Consider the following 20,535-nt stretch of genomic DNA (forward strand, 5'->3'; position numbering starts at 1 on the left):
CTCAGTTCCCGGACTCGGCCTGCTTCTGCAGGTCGTCGAGGACGGCCTGCGGGTCGCCGTCCTTGCCCACGGCGGCGCCGATCTTCTGCTGCACAGCCAGTTTCACCGTGTCCCACTTCGGGTCGTCGGTGGGCGTGAGCTGCACGCCGGTGAGCGTGTCGAGGTAGACCTTCAGGTCCTTGTTCGAGCTGAACTTCTCCACCCCGGACTGGGTGACGGGCAGGAAGCCCTCGTTCTCGATGAACGTGTTCACCTGGTCGGCCTGGTAGTACAGGTCGTAGAAGGCCTTGACGGCTTCGGCGTTGCCGTCCTTCTTGAACGCCATCAGGTAGTCGGTGACGCCGTACGACTTGGGCTCGTCGCCGTTGTTGGTCGGCATCGGGGCCACGCCGTAGTCGACCTTGTCGTTCTCGTCGAGCGTCGCGGCCAGCGGCGAGAAGCCCACCACCATGCCGGCCTTGCCGGCGGCGAAGTCGGCGAAAGCACCGTCGGTGCGGTTGGTCTTACCCGGGTTGTTCTGGGTGACGCCGTCGTCGGCGAGCTTCTTCAGGAACGACAGGGTCTCGACGTTCTCGGCCGAGTTGATCGTCCACTTGCCGTCGGTCTTCCAGTTGCCGCCGTTGTTGAACATCCAGATCGAGAACTCGGCCTGGGCCTCTTCCGGGCCCAGCGGCTCGGCGTAACCGGCCACCCCGTCGCCCAGGTCGGAGATCTTCTGGGCGTCGGCGGCGAACTCGTCCCAGGTGGTCGGGGCGGCCGTGATGCCGGCGTCCTTGAACAGGTCCTTGTTGTAGAACAGGGCCCGCGCGGAGGACAGGTCGGGCATGCCGTAGAGCTTGCCCTCGTAGGTGCCGCTGGTGACGAAGTTCGGCAGCAGGTCGGACTTCACCTCGGGCGACAGCACGTCATCGGCGCTGTAGAGCAGGTCGTCCTGCGCGTAACTGGCGTAGGCGTTGAGGTTCAGGATGTCCGGCGGGTTGCCGTTCTGAATCATCGTGCTGCTCTGCTGGTCGATGTCGTCCCAGCTGACCACCTGGACGTCCAGCTTGATGCCGGTCTTCTCCTGGTAGGTCTTCGCGAACGCGTCCCAGAAGCCCTGGGTCTTGTCCGAGTACTCCGCCGCGACCAGCTTGATCGAGTCGACCTTGCCCCCGCCGTCACTCTCGCTGTCACCGCCACCGGTGCCACCGCCGCACGCGGAGAGGGTGAGGGCCAGGCCGGTGATACCGACCGCGAAGGCCTGGGTTCGTCTGTTCATCGCAGAAACTCCTGTTGCCTGATGGTGACGGGGGAGGTGTGGCGGACGCGCCGCCGATGAACTGCTGCGAAGGGGTTTATAAAGACGCCTTACGATTTGGCCGTAACACTTGCGCAGGATGCGGACCGCGTCAAGGGGTGCTTGCGCGGTTCTGCCCCCTTGCGCACCCGGGATTTCACTGGGTAACAACGGGCAAACCGGTAGGAAACTCGGGCGAAACTCGCTGTCTGGCGGCGAGAGGCCCGGTGGTCAGGCAAAACGACAGGGGACGAGGAAGAGCGGTGCTCTTCCTCGTCCCCTGTCGGATGACGGGCGTCCTGACGGAACCGTCGCCTAACGGTTTGCCAACAGGTTTGTTACCGGTGCTCGCGCCAGGCCCGCTCGAACGGCAGACGCCAGGCGTGGGGGGCGATCAGCTGGTGGATCGCGTTCGGACCCCAGGTGCCCGGCGCGTACGGCTTGACCGGCGGCGGGTCTTCCAGCAGCGGGATGGACCGCTCCCAGAGCGACTCGATGCCTTCGGCCGTGGTGAACAGCGTGTGATCGCCGCGCATGGCGTCGAGGATCAGCCGCTCGTAGGCCTCCAGCACGTCGCCGGCCCGCTCGGTCTCCTGGGTGGAGAACTGCATGGACAGCTTGTCGAGCTTCATGCCCGGGCCGGGCCGCTTGCCGTAGAACGACAGCGACACCTTGGAGGCGTCGGCGAGGTCGAACGTCAGGTGGTCCGGACCGGCCGCGCCGACCCCGGAGCCGGCCGGGAACATCGACTTCGGCGCCTCCTTGAAGGCGATCGAGATGATCCGGGCGCCTTCGGCCAGCCGCTTGCCGGTGCGCAGGTAGAACGGCACGCCGGCCCAGCGCCAGTTGTCGATGCCGGCGCGCAGCGCGATGAAGGTCTCGGTGTCGGAGTCGCGGGCGACGCCGTCCTCACCGCGGTAGCCGCTGTACTGACCCCGCACCACGTCGCGCGGGTCGATCGGCAGCATCGAGCGGAAGACCTTGTTCTTCTCCTCGCTGATGGCCCGGGGCTCCAGGGCCGTCGGCGGCTCCATCGCGACGAACGCCATCACCTGGAGCAGGTGGGTGACCACCATGTCCTTGTAGGCGCCGGTGCTCTCGTAGAAGTTCGCCCGGCCGCCCAGACCCAGGGTCTCCGGAATGTCGATCTGCACGTGATCGATGAAGTTCCGGTTCCAGATCGGCTCGAAAAGACCGTTGGCGAAACGGAACGCGAGAATGTTCTGGGCCGCTTCCTTACCGAGGAAGTGGTCGATCCGGAAGATCTGGCTCTCCCGGAAGGTCTCGTGCACCTGGTCGTTGAGGATGATGGCCGACGTCAGGTCGGTGCCGAACGGCTTCTCCATCACCACCCGGGACTTCTCCACCAGCTTCGCATCGCGGAGCATGGTGATGACGGCCAGGGCGGCCTTCGGCGGCACGCTCAGGTAGTGCAGACGCCGCGTGTCCGGCCCGAGCTGGGCCTCGGCGTCGGCCACGGCCTGGGCCAGAGCCTCGGGTCCGGCGGACTGGGGTACGTAGCAGAGGTTCTTCGCAAAGGTGTCCCACTGCTCCTCGGTGAGCTTGTGGGTACCGAACTCCTGCATGGCGGCGTGGGCGAACGTGCGGAACGCATCGTCGCTCATGTCCTCGAGGGACGTGCCGACCACCTGGATGTCCGGTGCCAGTGCGGAAGCGGCAAGGTGCGCCATGCCGGGCAGCAACTTGCGGCGGGCGAGGTCACCGGTGGCCCCGAACAGCACGATCACGTGAGGGGCGAGGATCTCCTGCCCACCTCGCGACGGCCGTGACCCGGGGGCCGGGTAGGAAATCGTCTGGGGTGCTAGATCGGACACAGGTTTGATGATTGCACCACCTTCCGTCCGGCGCGAAGGAGCCCGTGTCCTCTTGCCTGCGGGCCTTCCTCTCTGTGGACGTCGATGTGGACGTTGGGTGACCTCATTCACACGTCCCCCTCAGCCTCGGTGGGGATCCTGCCGATACCCGCCCTGAGATGACGATGGGTGACGCGAACGGTGCCCGGATGTCTGGGGAAGAAGCCCCGGCATCCGACGATCGCGCACATCCGGAAGCCTCTGGAGCCGCCTCTGCGGTCGTGCCGCAGCAGTTCACCCCTTCAGCCCCTGGGCAGGGCGGTCAAGCTCGCCAGACGGCGCAGGGAGAGCAGCAGCGCCTGGCCGACCTGCACGCCCTCGACGTCATGGACACCCCTCCCGAACAGGGGTTCGACGACCTGGTGCAGCTGGCGGCGACCCTCACCCGCTGCCCGATCGCCCTGGTCTCCCTGATCGATGCCCAGCGTCAGTGGTTCAAGGCCAAGGTCGGTACCGACCTGTGCTCGACCGCCCGTGGCGTCGCTTTCTGTGAGCATGTGGTGCGGGACCGGGCCGAGCTGGAGGTGTCCGACCTACGGCGTGACTCCCGCTTCGCACACAACCCGTTCGTGATCGGGCCGCCCGTGGCGGTGTTCTACGCGGGGTACCCGGTCACCGCGGCCAGCGGTGCGGTGCTCGGCACGATCTGCGTCATCGACGTGGTCGAACGCACGCTCGCGCCGGAGCAGCGCGAGGGGATGCGGGCGCTGGCCCGGCAGGTCGCGACCCAGCTGGAGCTGCGCCGGCGCACCATCGAGCAGGCGCGGGAGATCGAACTGCGCACGACCGCGCAGCGCCAGCTGGCCCGTTCCCGCAGCGAGTACCGGCTGCTGGCGGAGAACTCCGGTGACGTGGTGGCCCGCTGCACGCTGAACGGGCGGATCACCTACATCAGCCCGTCCGTGAGCCGATCGGTGGGTGTCGACCTGGAGCTGGGCGCCATGCTGCTCACCCGGGTGCACGCGGACGACCGGCCGCCGATGCGGGCGGCGATGGAGGCGGTCGGGAACGGGGCCTCGGAACTGGTCACCGTGCGCCTGGTCGCGCGGGACAAGAGCTGGCACTGGATGGAGTGCACGCTCGCGCCGCTGTATGACCCCGAGCGGGAAAGGCTCGAGATTCATTGCGCGGCGCGAGAAATCACCGATCGAGTGAACGCTGCGGCCCGGATCGCCCGGTCGGAGGAACAGTTCCGCAGCATCTTCGACGGTTCCCCGATGGGCATCACGCTCACGGACACGCAGGGGCGCCTGCTCTCGGCGAACCCGGCCATGTCCCGGCTGCTGGGCGTGCCGCAGGAGGAGCTGATCGGGCGCCTGCGCTCGGAGTTCGTGCATCCGGCCGACAGCAACGCGCATCCGGAGGCGATGCGCCGGCTGAGGAGCAACCCGGGCTCCAGCCTGGAGGTGCTGGTGCGGTTCCGGCGCTACGACGGTGTGCTCGCCTGGGCCTCGGCCTGGCTCAGCTGGATCGACGACGGTGAGCCCGAACCACACCTGCTGGCCCACGTCTTCGACATCACCGACCGGCACCAGGCCGAGACGGAGCTGGCCGACAGCGAGGCCAACCTGGCCGCGATCGCCCGGGTGACACGCCGCATCCTCGCCGGTGACGACGCCCGCACCGCGATCGTCACGGCGCTCGTGGAGATCGCCGGGGCGTCCATCGCCACGGTCTTCGAGCGCGGCGGCCCGGACGAGTTCGTGGTCACCGGGTGTTCGGACTTCACCCTGGTCGGGTCCACGTACCCGGCCTGGAGCGTGCCGGCCACCGCGGCGGTCTGGCGTGAGCAGAAGCCGATGTTCATCGAGCGGGCCGAGGGGAACCCTCTGGTGAGTCAGCGGATGGTTCGGCTGATCAACGCGAAGTCGATTCTCTACCAGCCGATCCGGAAGGGTGGCGAGATGACGGCGCTGCTCGCGATCACCTGGGACTCGGAGCTCGACGAGGTCGGCGACCGGCGGCTGAAGGCGGTCGCGCAGCTCGCCGACGAGGCCGCGCTGGCACTGGAGCACGACGACCTGCTGCGCCGGTACGAGGACCTGGCCGGCACCGACCAGCTGACCGGGCTGCCGAACCGGCGGTCGTGGGACGAGCGGTTGTCGGTACTGCTCGCGCTGGCCCAGCGCACCGGCGACCCGTTCGTCATCGCGGTGGCCGACGTAGACCGGTTCAAGGCCTACAACGACACCTACGGTCACCTGGAGGGTGACGCGTTGCTGCGCGAGGTGGCGGACGCGGCGAGAGGGCAGTTGCGCACCGAGGACACCGTGGCCCGGTGGGGCGGTGAGGAGTTCGCGATCGCCCTGTCCAACTGCGACGAGGCGCTGGCCGGTGAGGTGCTCGACCGGGTGCGCCGGTCGGTGCCCCGGGGCCAGTCCATCTCCATCGGATACTGCTGGTGGAAGGCCGGGGAGACCGCGGAGTCGCTGATGGCCCGGGCCGATTCGGCCCTGTACGAAGCCAAACGGACCGGTCGTGACCGGGTGATCCGGGCGGTCAGCGAAGGCTGACCGCGACCCGTTCCAAGGCGTCCATCGATCCCTGCATGCCCTCTTCCATGCCCGAACCGATGTGGGCGTCGCGGTGGGCGGCCTGGGTATGCTCGATGAGCATCACCAGGCCGGTGCGACCGTCCTGCTCGGAGAAGGTGATCGTGTTCACCGAGTAGGCGTCGGGCATGCCCTCGAAGGTCTCGGTGCAGATGATCTTCTCGAGCTCCACGATCTCGCGGAACTCACCGTGGAACCCGACCTCGAACCCGCCGTCGGCGACCATCACCTGGCGCCAGGTGCCGCCCACCCGCAGGTCCGACTCGACCAGGGTGACCGTGCCCTTCTCGCCGGCCCACCAGCGCCGGATCAGTTCGGGCTCGGTCCACGCCCGCCACAGCAGATCTCGGGGGGCGTTGAAGTCCCGGGTGATGAGGATGGTCGTGTCCCCGGTCAGCGTGACCACGGCCGTACCCGTGCTGGTCTCCGACGTCATCGGACCATCCTTCCCGCTCACCGGGGCTCGCCGCGTCCCCCGTTCTGGCGGTTCGGGCCTCCTCGGGAAGGCCCTCAGGCCGCCGGGAGCTGCCGGCCGCCGGCCTGCTCGACGAGCGGGGAGATCTTGATGCCGCTGTCGGTGAGCTGGTTGCCCCGCACGTCGGTGATGCGGACCTGACCGCCGCAGCCCTCACCGTCGGCGGAGAGGAAGTAGTTGTACATCTGCCGGTCGAGGGTGACCCAGCCGTTCGGCCCCTTGAGTTCGACCGTGCGGATCGGGTTGCGGTGGTTGCGCACCTGGATGCCGCACCACCACTGGGTGGAGCCCTCCTTGTACACGTACTTCACCGGCCCGGAGAGGCTGGGGCTGACCATCTTCCAGCTGATGTCGATGCGGCCGGTGACCGGGGCGGCCAGCTTGGCGAAGGCCTCGGCGGAGAGGTCGATGTGCCCCGGCTGGCACTCCGGGCAGCGGTCGACGATCTTGACCCGGATCGTGTTGCCCTTCGGCCCGGTCACGTCGACGTAGGCGCCACAGGTCTGCGAGCCGTCGTACTGGGTCTGGTTCATCGCGGCCACCATCAGATCGCCGGTGGGGTCGTACGAGCAGTTGCCCGCGCCGGTCGCGCCGTAGAAGGTGGCGATGCCGTCGTAGGTCTTGCCGAACTGCACCTGGTCACCCGAGGAGTTCGCGGCGACCTTGGTCGACGTGGTGCCCGAACTCCGGTGGGAGGACGACGTGGATTTCGAGGTCCCGTTCCCGGAGCTCCCGGCGGCGGACTTCGGGGCGGCCTTCTTGATCTCGGCCTCGGCCGTCGGTGTCACCACCGCCGTCTTCTTCTTCGGCTTCGGTTTCGGCGTGGGGGAGGCGGAGGGCGTGGCCGTCGGGTCGGAACCGGTGTCCGGCGCGTCGTCCGGAGCCTGCGCGTTCTGCTGCGCGATCGCGACGTCCGGGCGCGACAGCACCAGCTGGGCATCGGCCTGGCCGGAGCCGGACTGCGCGTAGAACACGCCTCCGGTCACCGCCACGACGGCGAACGCCACCAGGGCGGCGGCGGCACGGGCATCGATCCTCTGTCGCGACACGTTGAGTGATCTTGGGGGGAGTGGCGTCAGGTAGACCTTCGGCCGAGGTTAAGAAATGCGCAGATCCCGTCCAGCTACTTCTCAGGATTCGCGGGTTACGTTGTCCGGTATGGAAGAGAACCGGGCCCGGCGCGTGGTCGACGCACTGCGGGAACGAGGTATCGACGCGCGGATGGAGAAGGCCGGCGTCTATCAGTTCGGTCTCTGGGTGAAGCTGTCCGGCGGCCGCGAGGCGATCTGGGACACCGACGGATCGGCCGGTCTGGAGGCCCAGGTGATGGCCAACGGCGTGCTGGTCGGGTTCGTGCCGTCGATCCCCGGCTCGGACGACTTCACCGAGGCGGAGGTGGTCGACGCGATCGCGCGCACCGACTACGACAGGCCGATCGCCACGCAGCGCCGCACGGCGCCCGCCCCGGCGGCCCCTCTGCCGGTCCAGGGTGGCGCCTTCCGGCGGTTCCTCGACGGCTTCCGCTACCGGGATTAATCGAGTGGACGATGCCGGTGCGTCGTCCACTCGTATTACATTCAGCTAGTGAGAACGGTGGGGTGGGAAAGGTCAGGCGCTCCGGCGCCGCGCCGGGATCCGGATGTCCGCGATCCGCTGCTCGCCCCACGCCACGTCCTCGCAGACCCAGTCCTCGAGCCGGTCGGCCAGGTAGTAGGCGACCTCGCCCAGGGTCTCCTCCGGATCGGCCTGCGGCCCGAACCAGAAGGCCGCCTGCCAGGTCTTGCCCAGTGCCGTCACCTGGGCCCAGATCTCCTGCGCCGGACCGCGTCCCACATCGATCGCCTGCAGTTCACCCGGTCGGAGCAATGCCTCGACGGTGGGGGCGACGACTCGCTCCCGGACATCGTCCAGATCACTGGGGTCGAAACGGTCGTCGATCCCGGCACCACGCAGGCTCGGCATGCGCACAGGCTGACACTCCGGGGCGGTACCGACAACCGGCTCGGCCTGATTCAACAGGATCGAAACAGGGGATATCCCTCTTGTCCGAATCTTTGTAGGCCATCAGGGTGAATACGGTGAGGACGACGTCCATCGCTCAGACGTCGCAACAACCTCCGGCCCCGGTGTCCTCGAGTCGGCAGTGGTCCCGCACCCTGGCCGTCACCGTCGCCCTCACCCTGCTCGGTGCCGTGATCTTCGGGCCGTTATGGCGCGTATACCCCGGGGTGGCCGCCGGAAGCATCCTCTTCACGGCGATGTTCAGCTGTGCCGGGGCCATTCTCTGGAGCGAGCCCGGTCACCGTCGCACCGCCGTCCTGCTCCTTCTCGGCGGGCAGTTCTGGGCGCTCGGCTGGAGCGAGGAGTGGGCCGTCAGCCCGCTCCCCTTCGTCTCCGGCATCAGCAGCTATGTCGCCCTCTCCCTCGCGGTCTGGGCGATGTTCCGCTACCCCGACCCGGCGCTGATGAACCGGCTGGAGCGGGTCTTCGTCCGGGTGCTCGGCACCGTCGCGGTCGGCGGCATCCTCGCGGAAGACCTCACCATGCGGCCGGAGTGGAAGGGCTACGACCCCGGCACCTTCTGGATCACCGTGTACGCCGATCGGGTCACCCACAACGGCATCGCCGAGGTCGTCCGCACCCTCCAGGTGGTGCTGATCGCGGGTTTCCTGCTGCTCTGGATCATCCGCATCCGCCGCATGCGCGGGCTCGACCGGGAACTGCTCGCCCCGATGGCCCTGGCCGCCCCCGCCGCCGGCCTGGCCGCCGGGGCCGTGCCGGTGGCGAAACTGTTCGGCCTGAGCGGCGACCGGATGGACACGATCTACGCGTTCCAGCCGGCCGTGCTCGCCGTGGTGCCGCTGGCCTTCCTGATCAGCGTGGTGCGGCGCCGTCTGGCCGACAATGCCGTGCTCACCCTGATCCAGCAGGTGCAGCGCCGCCCCACGCCCGAGGCGGTGCAGACCGCCCTGCGCGCGGCCCTGCGAGACCACACGCTGCGGGTGCGGTACTGGGCGCCCGACCTGAACACCCACGTCGACATCACCGGCACACCCTCCGGCCTGCCCTCCGACGATCAGCAGGACCGGCTGGTGCTGCCGGTCACCGCGCCCGGCGGGAGCCCGCTGGCCGTGATCGACGCCGACCCGGTGCTGCGCCGTCACCCGCACGTGGTCTCGAACGCGCTGGCCGCCAGCGGCCTGGCCCTGGAGAACGCACAGCTGCAGGCCGCGGTGCTGGGGCGGCTCAGTCAGGTGCGTCAGGTGCGCATGCAGGCGGTGCAGGCCGGGGTGGCCGAACGCCGCCGGGTCGAGCGCGACCTGCACGATGGGGCCCAGCAGCGGCTGCTGGCCCTGCGGCTGGTGCTGGCGGCCTCGGACTCGCCCGGGATGAGCGAGGTCTCGCGCGAGCGCCTGCGCGCCATGAGTGCCGAGATCGCCCTCGCCCTCAACGAGCTGCGCGACCTGGCCCGGGGCATCCACCCGGCCGTGCTCAGCCAGGCCGGGCTCTCCGCGGCGATCGAGGCGGTGGCCCAGCAACAACCGCTGATCGTCGACTCGGACCTGCCCCGGGGGCGTTTCCCGGCCGCCACCGAGGAGACCGCCTACTACCTGATCTGTGCGGCGCTCAAGGGTGCCGCCCAGGCCGGCCAGGCCGGGCCCACCCCGGCGGCCTCCCGGGTCTGCATCCGCGGGCACCAGACCGAGGGCGTGCTCACCATCGAGGTGGAGGACGACGCCCGGCGCCCGGCCCAGATGCGGCTCGACGCCGAGCTGCCCGGGATGCTCGACCGGGTGCGGGCACTGGGCGGTGACATCATGTTCTCCACGCTCGCCCGCGGCGGCTCACTGATGGTCGCGGCCATTCCCTGCGCCTGACCCGCTCCGGACCGGCTCCCGACCTGTTCCTGGCCCGATTCTGACCCGGCCCTCGATCAGCTCCGGGTCCAGCACAGTCACCACCCTCCGGCGCGACGTATCTCACTCGTCACGCACAGGCTTCACCCCCGTGGGATCCGTCCTGGATGGGGTCATTGCGTGCGCCAGCAGATACTCTCTGGTGTTGTTCGGTAACGCGCGTGTACGAATCAGGCAGATCAGTCAGATTAGGCCAGCCCGGGCAGTTCGCCGGTCGCGGTCGCGGCAACTGAGGGATCGATTGTCAGCCAACGCCATGACCGCCAGGTCGACGGCGCCGGCTCCGCCCGGAGGCGGGGGCGGTTCGCCGGCCGCGCGGTTGCGCCCGGTGCCGTGGCTGGGTGCACTGCTGGCCGGCGTCATGGTCTCCACGGCGGCCTCGATCGCGGTCGCCCCGCTCTGGGAGGCCCTGCCCCAGCTGGCCGCCCCCACCGTCGCTTTCTCCGGCGCCCTGGTGGCCGTCGGCGTCATCCTCTCCCGGGAGCCCGGCCAGGCGATGGCCGGCCGCGCCCTCGTGCTCGCGGGCTGCGTCTGGCCGCTGAGCTGGATCGAGGAGGTCAGCCGGGGGCCGTTGCACCTGCTCTCGTTCCTGGCCGCCCCGCTCACGCTGGTGCTCGCGGCCTGGGCCATCACCGGATACCCCGACCAGACCACGGTCGGCCGGGGTGAACGCCGCTTCCTGATCGGGCTGACCGGCTGGGTGCTGGTCGGCCGCATCGTCGTGGTGCTCAGCTCCGACCTGGGTGTCGACCGGGATTCGGGCGCCGCCTGGTGGCCGATGCTGCACACCGATCCCGGTCTGCACCGCTCGCTGACCCTGATCTCGTCGATCGGTGAGGTGTTGCTGTCCAGCGGGTTCCTGGTGCTCTGGGTGCGCCGCAGCCGCCGTATCCGGGGGCTGGACCGCAAGCTGCTGCTGCCGGTCGCCGGGGCCGCCGCGATCGCCGGCACGGCCAGCATGGCGGCCTCGATCGCGCAGGTTCTGGGGCTGCGCGGCCACACTCTCGACAACGTGCTGGTGATACAGACGTCTCTGCTGCTCACCGTTCCCGTCGCCTTCGTCATCGCCACCGTGCGCCGCCGCCTGGCCAGCGTGGTGATCGCCGACCTGCTGCCGCGCCTGCGGGTCGAACGCACCCCGGAACGGCTGGAAGAGGCCTTCCGCAACGTGCTCGCCGATCCCGGCCTGGAGATCCACTACTGGGCCGCGGAGATCGGGGCCTACGTCGACCGGCACGGCGCCACCTCGGCCGAGCGGGGCGGCGAGACCGGCGATCACGGCCTGCTGCTGCCGATCACCTCGACCAACGGCGCGCGACTGGCCATGATCCGCGCCGACCAGGCCCTCTGGCGGTACCCCGACCTGGTCGAGGCGGTCGTCTCGGCCGCCGGCCTGGCCATCGAGAACGCCCGCCTGCAGGTCGAGGCCCGCGCCCAGCTGGAGCTGGTGCGAGCCTCCCACGCCCGCATCGTCGCCGCCCAGCTGGCCGAGCGGCAGGCGCTGGAGAAAGACCTGGAAGACGGCGCCCTGGCCCGGGTCCAGGGGCTGCTGGCGCAGATCGAGCAACCGCAGCACCCGGAGCTCGAGACCGCCGTCGGTTATGCCGCCGAGCAGCTGAAACTGACCCTGGGCGAGCTGCGGGAGATCGCGGCCGGGCTGCACCCCTCGGTGCTGGATCAGGTCGGTCTCGCCGAAGCGGTGCGCCGCATCGGCGCCGCGCAGCCGCTCACCGTCGAGGTCGACCTGCCCGAGCGTGATCTGCCGATGGCGGCCCAGGTGGCGGGATACTTCGTCGCGGCCGAGGCGATCACGAACGCGGTACGGCACGCGTCGGCGTCGCGGATCGACGTCCGGGGCGCGGACACCGGCAGCGCGCTGCGGCTCACGATCGAGGACGACGGGCGCGGCGGGGCCGATCTGGCCGCGGGCACCGGCCTGAGCGGGCTCGGTGAACGGGTACGGGCCGCCGGGGGAACCTTGCTGCTGGACAGCCCACCGGGGGCCGGCACGACGCTGACGGCGGAGATCCCCTACCGATGAGAGAGCTGAGGGGTGGGTACGTGGTGAACGGCCAGAGACGTCAGGCATTCCGGACGAGGGGGCAGACGTGCGGGTAGCGATTGCGGACGATTCCAGTCTGTTCCGGGGTGGGCTGAAGCTGCTGCTGGGGCAGGTCGGGGTGGAGGTGTGTCTGGAGGCCTCCAACGCCGACGACCTGGTCGACGGCCTGGCGCAGGCCCGGCCGCAGGTGGCCATCCTCGACATCCGGATGCCACCGACCTACACCCGCGAAGGGCTGCACGCCGCCGCCCGGATCCGCGAGACGAATCCCGGTGTGGGAGTGCTTATCCTCTCCACCTACGCGGAGACTACTTACGCGGCGGAACTTTTCGCCAACGGCAGTGCGGGCCGCGGGTACATGCTCAAAGACCGGGTGGACGACGTGGGCACCCTGCGCGACGCCCTGGTGCGGATCGCGGCCGGAGAGTCGCTGGTCGACGCCACCCTCGTCGACAGCCTGATCGGGCACTCCCGGCGGCAGGACGCCCTGGCCGCCCTGACCGTGCGCGAACGCCAGGTGCTGCGCCAGATGGCCGAGGGCCGTTCCAACGCCGGTGTCGCCGCGGTGCTCAACCTCAGCCACAAGACCGTGGAGAACTACGCCGCGAGCATCTTCGGCAAGCTGGACATCCCGGCCGGGTCCGACGACAACCGCCGTGTCCTGGCCGTCCTGTCCTGGTTGCGAGCAGGCACCAACGGTTCCTAAGGAGCGCTGACCAGGCGGTGCAGGGCCAGCCGGGCCATCGGCAGGTAGGGCAGCACCAGCGGCGCCGGGCCACGCAGGGCCAGCCAGGTGCGGCTGCCCCGCGGCCCGGGCTCCACGCCGTGCTGCAGCACCACCGAGAAAGGTCCCCGGCGCACCACCCAGGTCCAGGTGCGGGCGTCCTCGTCGACGTCCTCGATCCAGAAATTCAGCCACAGCCCCAGGGGACCGAACACCCGGCCACCCGTGCCGGGCCGCAGCCGCCCGAACTCGTACTCGACCCGGCGCAGCTGGGGCGACCACGACGTCCACCGTTCCGGCTCCAGATATCGCAACCAGGCCACCTCGACCTCGACCGGACCATCGGCCCGCACCCTCGTCGTGATCATGTCGATCCTCCCCGTACCCCGCCCCAGCTCTGCCACCCCCAGCCTCGCAGGGCACACTGAAACCCGCGCGTGCGCGCGGGAGCAGCAGGAGGAAGCCAGCAGTGACGACCGTGGACACCACAACCACCGCGAATCCGGCAGAAGGTCCGGCCGACGACGTCGCCCGGGCGTTGCGCCAGGCCGGGATCTCCGAGGTGGACAACTCCTCCCGACGGCTGGCCGAGTACTCCACCGACGCGTCCAACTACCGCGTGGTCCCCCAGGTGGTGGTATTCCCCCGGGACGCCGACGAGGTCGAGGCGGCCGTCCGGGTCGCCCGCGGCCACGGCGTGCCCCTCACCGCGCGCGGCGCCGGCACCTCCATCGCCGGCAACGCCATCGGCACCGGCATCGTGCTCGACTACTCCCGGCACATGAACCGCATCATCAGCCTCGACCCCGAGGCCGAGACCGCCGTGGTCGAACCCGGCGTCATCCTCGACTCGCTCCAGGCCGCCGCCCGCCCCCACGGCCTGCGCTTCGGGCCCGACCCCTCCACCCACGCCCGCTGCACGATGGGCGGGATGATCGGCAACAACGCCTGCGGCTCCAGGGCTCTGGCCTACGGGCGCACCGCCGACAACGTCGTGTCGATGGACGTCATCACCTCCGCCGGCATCAAGTTCACCGCCGCCCGCTACGGGCGCGACGGCCTGCCCGGCCAGACGTCGGGCAACTCGGCCGGCGCTCTGCTCGCCCAGCTGTCGAAACTCGTCGACACCAACCGTGCCCTGATCCGCACCGAGTTCGGCCGCTTCGGCCGCCAGGTCTCCGGCTACTCGATGGAGCACCTGCTCAGCGAGAACGGCGTCGACCTGGCCCGCATGCTCTCCGGCACCGAGGGCACGCTCGCCATCATGACCTCGGCGAACGTGCGCCTGGTGCGCGCCCCCAAGGCCACGGCGCTCGCCGTGCTGGGCTACCCCGACATGGCCGCGGCCGCCGACGTGGTGCCCGCACTGCTGTCGCACCCCCTGGTGGCGCTGGAGGGTCTGGATTCGAGAATTGTGGACGTCTTGCGCGCCCGTCGCGGAGAGGCGGCGGTTCCCGAGTTGCCCGCCGGTGCGGGCTGGCTGTTCGCCGAGGTGTTCGGTGAGACCCAGGCCGAGGCCGAGGCGGCCGCGGCGGCCCTGTGCCGGGACGGGGATGCTCTGGGGACGCGGGTGGTCACCGGTTCCACGGCTGCGGCTCTGTGGCGGATCCGGGAGGACGGCGCGGGCCTGGCCGGGCGTTCGCCCGCCGGCGCGCCCGCCTGGCCCGGCTGGGAGGACGCCGCCGTGCCGCCGGAGAAGCTCGGCACCTACCTGCGCGAGTTCTTCTCGCTGCTCGACCACCACGGCCTGGACACACTGGCGTACGGGCACTTCGGCGACGGCTGCGTGCACGCCCGCATTGACTTCCCGTTCGAGACCGAGCCCTCCCGCATGCGTGAGTTCATGCTCGAAGCGGCCGATCTGGTCGCCCGGCACGGCGGTTCGATGTCCGGCGAGCACGGCGACGGCCGGGCCCGGGGTGAGCTGCTCTCGAAGATGTACTCGCCCGAGGCCATCGCCCTGCAGGCCGCGGTGAAGGATCTGTTCGACCCGGCCGACCTGTTCAACCCGGGCATCATCGTGCGCCCCGCACCCCTGGACGCCGACCTGCGGGTGCCGGCCGCCCACCGGCTCCGCACCAACCTGGCCTTCAGCTACCCGCACGACAAGGGCGATTTCAGTACCGCCGTGCACCGCTGCGTGGGCGTCGGCAAGTGCCGGGCCGACACCACCGGCTCGGGCGGCGTGATGTGCCCGTCGTACCTCGCCACCCAGGACGAGAAGGACTCGACCCGCGGCCGCGCCCGGGTACTGCAGGAAATGGCCAACGGCACCCTGGTCTCCGGCGGCTGGAAGTCGCAGGAGGTGCACGACGCGCTCGACCTGTGCCTGTCGTGCAAGGGCTGCTCGGCCGACTGCCCGGCCGGTGTCGACATGGCCACGTACAAGGCCGAGGCGCTGCACCAGAAGTACAAGGGCAAGCTGCGCCCGGCGAATCACTATCTGCTGGGCTGGCTTCCGCGCTGGGCCGACCTTGCCTCGCACGCGCCGCGGGTGGTCAACGCCCTGACCGGGCTGGCCCCGGTGGCCGCGATCACGAAGCGTGTCGGGGGCATCGACCACCGCCGCGAACTGCCCCGTTTCGCCCCGAAGACGTTCCGCCAGTGGTTCTCCCGGCACAAGGCGCCGGCGGGGAAGCGGCAGCGGGTCGTGCTCTGGGCCGACACCTTCACCGACCACTTCTCCCCGGCGGTCGGGCAGGCCGCGGTGGCGGTGCTCGAAGACGCCGGCCTGCGGGTCGAACTGCCGGTCGGCAACGCCTGCTGCGGTCTGACCTGGATCTCCACCGGTCAGCTCGACGGGGCGAAGAAGCAGATGCGCAACACCCTCGACGTGCTCGAGGAGGCTCTCGACGAGGGCCTCACCATTGTCGGCCTGGAGCCCTCGTGCACGGCCGCGCTGCGTTCCGACATCCTCGAGCTGCTGCCCGAAGATCCCCGGGCCCCTCGCCTCGCCGCCTCGCTGAAGACTCTGGCTGAACTGCTGACCTCGCTGCCCGACTGGAAAGCGCCCACGCTGGAAGGTGTTTCCGCTGTCGCACAGCCGCACTGTCACCAGCACGCGGTGATGGGCTGGCAGGCCGACGCCGATCTGCTGGCCGGCGCCGGGGCCCGCGTCACGTCGGTGGGCGGATGCTGCGGTCTGGCCGGGAACTTCGGCGTCGAGAAGGGGCACTACGAGGTCTCGGTGGCGGTGGCCGAGAACGCGCTGCTGCCCGCCGTCCGCGAGGCCGCTGACGACACCGTGGTGCTGGCCGACGGGTTCTCGTGCCGTACCCAGTTGGAGCAGCTGGCCGACAAGCAGGGGCTGCACCTGGCCGAGCTGCTGGCGGCCCACCTGCCCGGCCGGTCGCTGGGCAGTGCGGCCCCGAGCGTGACCCCGACTGTGCCCCCGACTGTCGCCCCCACGCCCGCTCCGGCCCAGACCGCAGCCACGGAGGCCACTCCGGTGGAGAAGCCCGTCGAGTGATCAGAATTGTGTGCATTCGTTGCGGTCAGAGCGCAACGAATGCACACAATGCGCGCGGGGCCGGTGTCGCCTGGGCCACATGGGCGTACCTGCGATTGCGTGCTCCTCCGGGCTTGTGTCACCCTCGAAGGGTTCCGGAGGGGAGTAGTCCGCGAACTCACGGTCGACATACTGAGAGCTTGCTCTCCGGTCGTGAGACCTGCCTGGCGCAGGTGGACGAGACCTTCGGTCCCGAAAGATGAACGCATTCGTGCGTCCGTTTTCGGGATCGAAGCTTCCCCGAAAGCCTCAGATCCCGTCTGCGACGCGGATAAGGCTTGGGGAAATCATCGTGTGGCACTTCGTGTTGCTCATCGCCTGTGCGGTGGCGATCTATCTCTCGTGTGAGTGGTTCGTCAACGCCGTCGAATGGCTCGGCCAGCGACTCAACGTCGGAAAGATGGCTGTCGGCAGCATTCTCGCCGCATTCGGAACCGCTCTGCCGGAATCTGTCGTCACCCTGGTGGCCGTCACGACGGGGGCCACGCAAGACGCCAAGGACATCGGCGTCGGTGCCGCGATGGGTGGCCCGCTCGCCCTGGCCACCGTCGCGTACGGTGTCACCGGCGCAATGTTGCTGTACCGCAAGCGGATTCTGGCGCGTGAGCTGGTCCCGGCCGGAGGGTCCGGAGCCTCCGAGAACCTGGCCGGCCCCGCCGCGCTCGGCGCCCCCGAAGACACCGCCCGCCTGGCCCGTGACCAGAAGTGGTTCCTCGCCGTCTTCGTGTTCAAGGTGACGCTCGGCCTGGTCGCCTTCGCCTTCAAACCCGTTCTGGGACTGCTGTTCTTCGCCGTCTACCTGCTCTACTTCGCCAAGGAGATGAGCCGTCAGGGCGACGACGGCGGCGAGGACGGCGAACTGGAGCCGCTCAAACTCCAGCCGAACGCCGCGTCCCCGGCCACCTGGGCGGTTCTCGCGCAGACCGCGGCCACGCTGGTGGTCATCTTCATCGCCTCACAGCTCTTCGTGCACCAGCTCGACGCGATCGGCCCGATGATCGGTCTCTCCGGCACGGTCACGGCCCTGCTGCTCTCACCGATCGCCACCGAGCTGCCCGAGATCATGAACGCCATCATCTGGGTGCGTCAGGGCAAGGTACGGCTGGCACTGGCCAACATCTCCGGCGCCATGATGATCCAGGCGACCGTGCCCAGCGGTCTCGGCCTGCTCTTCACCGACTGGCATTTCGACGGTGCCCTGACCTGGTCCGGCATCGTCACCATGGTCGCCATCGTCTACCTGCTGGCGACCATGGCCGCACACCGCCTCACCCCCGCGCGCCTGGCCGTCGCCGGACTGTTCTACCTGGTCTTCGCGATCGGCTTGGTCCCGATCCTCAGCTAGACCCCCCTTTCCTCCGTGATCATGCAAAATCTCCCCAGCGTTCTAGAACTCTTCGGCCCACAGTTCTAGAACTTCGGGGAGTGGGGGCACCTCCCGGCCGAAGGCTGGGGTATTTGCATGATCACGGAGGTTTTTTGGGGGGCCCGCAAAAGTGAGGACGCCCACCAGGGGCTGGTGGGCGTCCTCACTTCTGTCTGTCTCAGGACGTGGGGGTTCGCAGGAAGGTCAGGCGGCCCGCCACATCCTCGCGGCCCGTGGCGCGGGCCTCGACGACCGCGCGGTCGAGCACCGGCGGCGGGATCAGGGGTCCGAGAGGGCCCTGCATGGTGTGGATCAGGGCGTCCCAGTCGTGTTCCAGGGCCTGGGTGAGGGCCAGGATGGCGGCGATGTTCGGGTCTCCCGGTCGGCGCTGTGTCTCTTGCTCCAGCAGCGCGTGCCCCTGCGGGGCGTCGCCGGTCAGGCTCAGCACCGCACCGTGCAGCGCCAGGTCGATCGGCACCCCCTCGGGCAGGCTGTGCATCACCTGGCGGGCGCGCTCGGCCTGATTGCGCCAGAGCATGTCGACGATCATCGTCTCCGGGCTCTGACCCGGCGCGGGTCCGGGCTGGCCGTCGGAACTGACCGAGCGGTTCCGGCTCAGGTCGCGCACGGTCAGGAAGTTGTTGACGGCGAAGAAGAGCAGGAAGATCACCAGGAAGATCTGGCCGCTCAGCAACTGGTAGACCGCGAGGGCGGCTAGCACGGAGACGACGATCGAGACCATGGCCGCGCGGCGCAGCCGGGTGATCGGGTCGCCGGGCAGGAATTCCCGCATCGCCTGGCCGCCGTCGAGGGGCAGGATCGGCAGCAGGTTCAGCACGCTCCAGCCGAGCGACGTGAAGATGCCGAAACGCAGGGCGTACCAGCCCCACTCGCTGGTGACCTCGGTCCACACGGTGGCCTCGAGGAACATCAGGGTGATGCCGATGGCCAGGCCCACCGCCGGGCCGGCCAGGGAGATCGCGATCGAGCGGGCCCGGGAGATTTCGTGGGGCGGCGTGAAGCTCGTGACCCCGCCGAAGCCGGCCAGCGCGATCTCCGGCTTGGCACCGGTGGTGCGCGCGACCAGGGCGTGGCCCAGCTCGTGGGCCAGCACCATCACCGGCGTGATCAGGATCCAGACAGCCAGGCCCACCATCGAGCCGGGCGTGGACATGTAGCCCAGGACAGCCATGATGATGATGAACGACCAGTCCAGATGCACCGGGAAACCCAGGATCCGGCCTTTGAACAGGGCTCGGCCGCCTTCGACCGGGCCGCTGGTCGGACCGCTCAGGCTCATGCGCCGGCCTCTTCACGAGGTGCGGCCGGGTCGGTGCAGTCTGTGCGCGTCACCCCTCCATCGTCTCCCGAGCCCCCGGTCGAGCGCGACCCGGCCCAGGGGATTCCCAGACAACAAACAGTATTCAGTAGGCGTAGAAGCCCCGGCCGGTCTTACGACCCAGCAGACCGGCCTCGACCATGCGGTTGAGCAGGGGCGGCGGGGCGAAGAGAGGTTCCTTGAACTCGTCGTAGAGCGACCGGGCGATCGCGGCGGTGGTGTCCAGGCCGATCAGGTCGGCCAGCCGCAGCGGACCCTGCGGGTGGGCGGCGCCTCGCACCAGGCCCTCGTCGATGTCCTCGGCCGTGGCGAAGCCCGACTCCAGCATCCGGATCGCCGAGAGGATGAAAGGCACCAGCAGGGCGTTGACCACGAAGCCGGCCCGGTCCGGGCTCCGGATGGCGTGCTTGCCCAGCACCTCCTGGGCGAAGCTCTCGGCGCGGCGCGTGGTCGCGTCGGAGGTCAGCAGGCTGGGCACGATCTCGACCAGGGAGAGCACCGGCACCGGGTTGAAGAAGTGGATGCCCAGCACGTTCGCCGCCCGGCCGGTGGCCGTGGCGATCTTCATGATCGGGATGGAAGACGTGTTGCTCGCCAGGATCGCGTCGGTCGCCTTCACGATCTGGTCGAGCTGGGCGAACAGCTCGAGCTTGGTCTGCTCGTGCTCGACCACGGCCTCGATGACGAGTTCCCGGTCGGCCAGGGCCGCGAGATCGTCCTCGATACTGATGTTCTCGAGCACCTGAGCAGCCGACTCGATCTTGCCCTTGCTCTGCGCCCGCTCCAGCGAGCTACTGATGCGGGCCCGCCCGGCCTCGACCCGTTCCCGGCCCGACTCGACCACGACGACGTCCAGCCCGGCCCGCGCACAGACCTCGGCGATCCCCGCACCCATCAGCCCGCACCCGACCACACCGACCCGCATCCCGGCCTCCGCCCTGAGTCGCCCGACGTTGCTCAACCTTGCTCAACGTTGTCAGAACGACCCTAGGTGCCCAAGCGCCTGGACGGGAGAACAAACCCCCTTTGTTCGTGATCATGCAAATCCCGCGGCCTTCGGCCGGGAGGTGCCCCCACTCCCCAGCCTTCTAGAACTCTGTCGCGGACAGTTCTAGAACTCCGGGGAGGTTTTGCATGATCACGGAGGAATGGGGTGGGGTCAGGCGGCGAAGAGGATGCCGTGGAAGAGGCGGTCGTGGATGGCTCGCAGATGTGCAGCCTCGGCTGCCGGGAAGGGGCCGCCGGTCAGGTCGCAGGTGTCGCACGACATCATCGTGCCGACCTCGGAGGAGTCGGTGGACAGAGGAATTGCCCCGTCGAGAGGACCTGTCGCGGCGGTTCGCACAACGTCATTGTTCATGGCGAGCTCCCGAATTTCCCGGTGCTGTTTACACGTACTTCACAGTAAACGGGCAATATGGTCAGTGGAAGTTGATCAACAT

16 protein-coding genes are annotated in these 20,535 nt (G+C 69.3%); 7 read left to right on the forward strand and 9 right to left on the reverse strand.

Annotated elements, in window-relative coordinates:
• Position 1: 1 nt before the first annotated feature.
• Positions 2 to 1,258 (reverse strand): extracellular solute-binding protein, encoded by a 1,257-nt coding sequence (locus QSK05_RS22780; protein WP_285599321.1) that lies wholly within the window; start codon positions 1,256 to 1,258, stop codon positions 2 to 4.
• Positions 1,259 to 1,614: 356 nt separating this feature from the next.
• Positions 1,615 to 3,111, reverse strand: a complete 1,497-nt coding sequence (gene zwf / locus QSK05_RS22785) for a glucose-6-phosphate dehydrogenase (protein ID WP_231488545.1) — start codon at positions 3,109 to 3,111, stop codon at positions 1,615 to 1,617.
• A 260-nt stretch (positions 3,112 to 3,371) separates the two neighbouring features.
• On the opposite strand from zwf, the gene QSK05_RS22790 reads away from it, so the two are divergent.
• Positions 3,372 to 5,663, forward strand: a complete 2,292-nt coding sequence (locus QSK05_RS22790; protein ID WP_285599322.1) for a sensor domain-containing diguanylate cyclase — start codon at positions 3,372 to 3,374, stop codon at positions 5,661 to 5,663.
• On the opposite strand, the gene QSK05_RS22795 is transcribed toward QSK05_RS22790, so the two are convergent.
• Positions 5,650 to 6,138, reverse strand: coding sequence for an SRPBCC family protein (locus QSK05_RS22795; protein WP_285599323.1), 489 nt, complete (start codon positions 6,136 to 6,138; stop codon positions 5,650 to 5,652). The genes QSK05_RS22790 and QSK05_RS22795 overlap by 14 nt on opposite strands.
• 74 nt (positions 6,139 to 6,212) lie before the next feature.
• The gene (locus tag QSK05_RS22800; RefSeq protein ID WP_285599324.1) at positions 6,213 to 7,226 is read right to left on the reverse strand and encodes an expansin EXLX1 family cellulose-binding protein; all 1,014 of its coding nucleotides are present in this window, start codon (positions 7,224 to 7,226) and stop codon (positions 6,213 to 6,215) included.
• Positions 7,227 to 7,335: 109 nt separating this feature from the next.
• Between QSK05_RS22800 and QSK05_RS22805 the strand changes: the two genes are divergently transcribed.
• Entirely contained in the window at positions 7,336 to 7,713 is a 378-nt protein-coding gene (locus QSK05_RS22805; protein WP_285599325.1) for a hypothetical protein, read from the forward strand.
• 72 nt (positions 7,714 to 7,785) lie between these two features.
• Here QSK05_RS22805 and QSK05_RS22810 read toward each other — a convergent pair whose 3' ends face one another.
• Entirely contained in the window at positions 7,786 to 8,139 is a 354-nt protein-coding gene (locus tag QSK05_RS22810; RefSeq protein WP_285599326.1) for a hypothetical protein, read from the reverse strand.
• Positions 8,140 to 8,255: 116 nt separating this feature from the next.
• Here QSK05_RS22810 and QSK05_RS22815 point away from each other — a divergent pair, with 116 nt between their 5' ends.
• The 3 genes from QSK05_RS22815 (at position 8,256) to QSK05_RS22825 (ending at position 12,862) form a co-directional block, all read left to right on the forward strand.
• Positions 8,256 to 10,055 carry a sensor histidine kinase gene (locus QSK05_RS22815; RefSeq protein ID WP_285599327.1) on the forward strand — a complete coding sequence of 600 codons (1,800 nt, stop codon included), beginning with the start codon at positions 8,256 to 8,258 and terminating at the stop codon, positions 10,053 to 10,055.
• Between the two features lie 295 nt (positions 10,056 to 10,350).
• Positions 10,351 to 12,135 (forward strand): ATP-binding protein, encoded by a 1,785-nt coding sequence (locus QSK05_RS22820; RefSeq protein WP_285599328.1) that lies wholly within the window; start codon positions 10,351 to 10,353, stop codon positions 12,133 to 12,135.
• Between the two features lie 67 nt (positions 12,136 to 12,202).
• On the forward strand, positions 12,203 to 12,862 hold the full coding sequence (locus QSK05_RS22825) for a response regulator transcription factor (RefSeq protein WP_285599329.1): 660 nt from the start codon (positions 12,203 to 12,205) through the stop codon (positions 12,860 to 12,862).
• Here QSK05_RS22825 and QSK05_RS22830 read toward each other — a convergent pair.
• Entirely contained in the window at positions 12,859 to 13,248 is a 390-nt protein-coding gene (locus QSK05_RS22830) for an SRPBCC family protein (RefSeq protein ID WP_285599330.1), read from the reverse strand. The genes QSK05_RS22825 and QSK05_RS22830 overlap by 4 nt on opposite strands.
• Positions 13,249 to 13,358: 110 nt before the next feature.
• Between QSK05_RS22830 and QSK05_RS22835 the strand changes: the two genes are divergently transcribed.
• Both QSK05_RS22835 and QSK05_RS22840 read left to right on the forward strand, forming a co-directional pair.
• Positions 13,359 to 16,349 carry an FAD-binding and (Fe-S)-binding domain-containing protein gene (locus tag QSK05_RS22835; RefSeq protein WP_502879816.1) on the forward strand — a complete coding sequence of 997 codons (2,991 nt, stop codon included), beginning with the start codon at positions 13,359 to 13,361 and terminating at the stop codon, positions 16,347 to 16,349.
• Positions 16,350 to 16,680: 331 nt separating this feature from the next.
• A complete protein-coding gene (locus QSK05_RS22840) occupies positions 16,681 to 17,733 on the forward strand; it encodes a sodium:calcium antiporter (RefSeq protein WP_285599332.1) in 1,053 nt (350 codons plus the stop codon).
• 199 nt (positions 17,734 to 17,932) lie between these two features.
• Here the strand turns inward: QSK05_RS22840 and QSK05_RS22845 are convergent, their stop codons facing one another.
• From QSK05_RS22845 to QSK05_RS22855, 3 genes are all read right to left on the reverse strand, one after another.
• A complete protein-coding gene (locus tag QSK05_RS22845) occupies positions 17,933 to 19,054 on the reverse strand; it encodes a site-2 protease family protein (protein WP_285599333.1) in 1,122 nt (373 codons plus the stop codon).
• 124 nt (positions 19,055 to 19,178) lie between these two features.
• Complete coding sequence (locus QSK05_RS22850) at positions 19,179 to 20,018, reverse strand: 3-hydroxybutyryl-CoA dehydrogenase (protein WP_285599334.1); 840 nt, start codon at positions 20,016 to 20,018, stop codon at positions 19,179 to 19,181.
• 234 nt (positions 20,019 to 20,252) lie between these two features.
• Positions 20,253 to 20,453 carry a hypothetical protein gene (locus QSK05_RS22855; protein WP_285599335.1) on the reverse strand — a complete coding sequence of 67 codons (201 nt, stop codon included), beginning with the start codon at positions 20,451 to 20,453 and terminating at the stop codon, positions 20,253 to 20,255.
• Positions 20,454 to 20,535 lie beyond the last annotated feature (82 nt).

The sequence above is a fragment of the Kineosporia sp. NBRC 101731 genome, assembly GCF_030269305.1.
In the GTDB taxonomy this organism is placed as follows: domain Bacteria; phylum Actinomycetota; class Actinomycetes; order Actinomycetales; family Kineosporiaceae; genus Kineosporia.

Excerpts from the sequence above, each read along its gene's own strand:
- QSK05_RS22820 (WP_285599328.1), top strand. The coding sequence starts at position 10,351 with ATGACCGCCAGGTCGACGGCGCCGGCTCCGCCCGGAGGCGGGGGCGGT.
- QSK05_RS22780 (WP_285599321.1), bottom strand. The coding sequence starts at position 1,258 with ATGAACAGACGAACCCAGGCCTTCGCGGTCGGTATCACCGGCCTGGCC.
- QSK05_RS22845 (WP_285599333.1), bottom strand. The coding sequence starts at position 19,054 with ATGAGCCTGAGCGGTCCGACCAGCGGCCCGGTCGAAGGCGGCCGAGCC.
- QSK05_RS22850 (WP_285599334.1), bottom strand. The coding sequence starts at position 20,018 with ATGCGGGTCGGTGTGGTCGGGTGCGGGCTGATGGGTGCGGGGATCGCC.
- QSK05_RS22855 (WP_285599335.1), bottom strand. The coding sequence starts at position 20,453 with ATGAACAATGACGTTGTGCGAACCGCCGCGACAGGTCCTCTCGACGGG.
- QSK05_RS22830 (WP_285599330.1), bottom strand. The coding sequence starts at position 13,248 with ATGATCACGACGAGGGTGCGGGCCGATGGTCCGGTCGAGGTCGAGGTG.
- QSK05_RS22805 (WP_285599325.1), top strand. The coding sequence starts at position 7,336 with ATGGAAGAGAACCGGGCCCGGCGCGTGGTCGACGCACTGCGGGAACGA.
- QSK05_RS22795 (WP_285599323.1), bottom strand. The coding sequence starts at position 6,138 with ATGACGTCGGAGACCAGCACGGGTACGGCCGTGGTCACGCTGACCGGG.
- QSK05_RS22810 (WP_285599326.1), bottom strand. The coding sequence starts at position 8,139 with ATGCCGAGCCTGCGTGGTGCCGGGATCGACGACCGTTTCGACCCCAGT.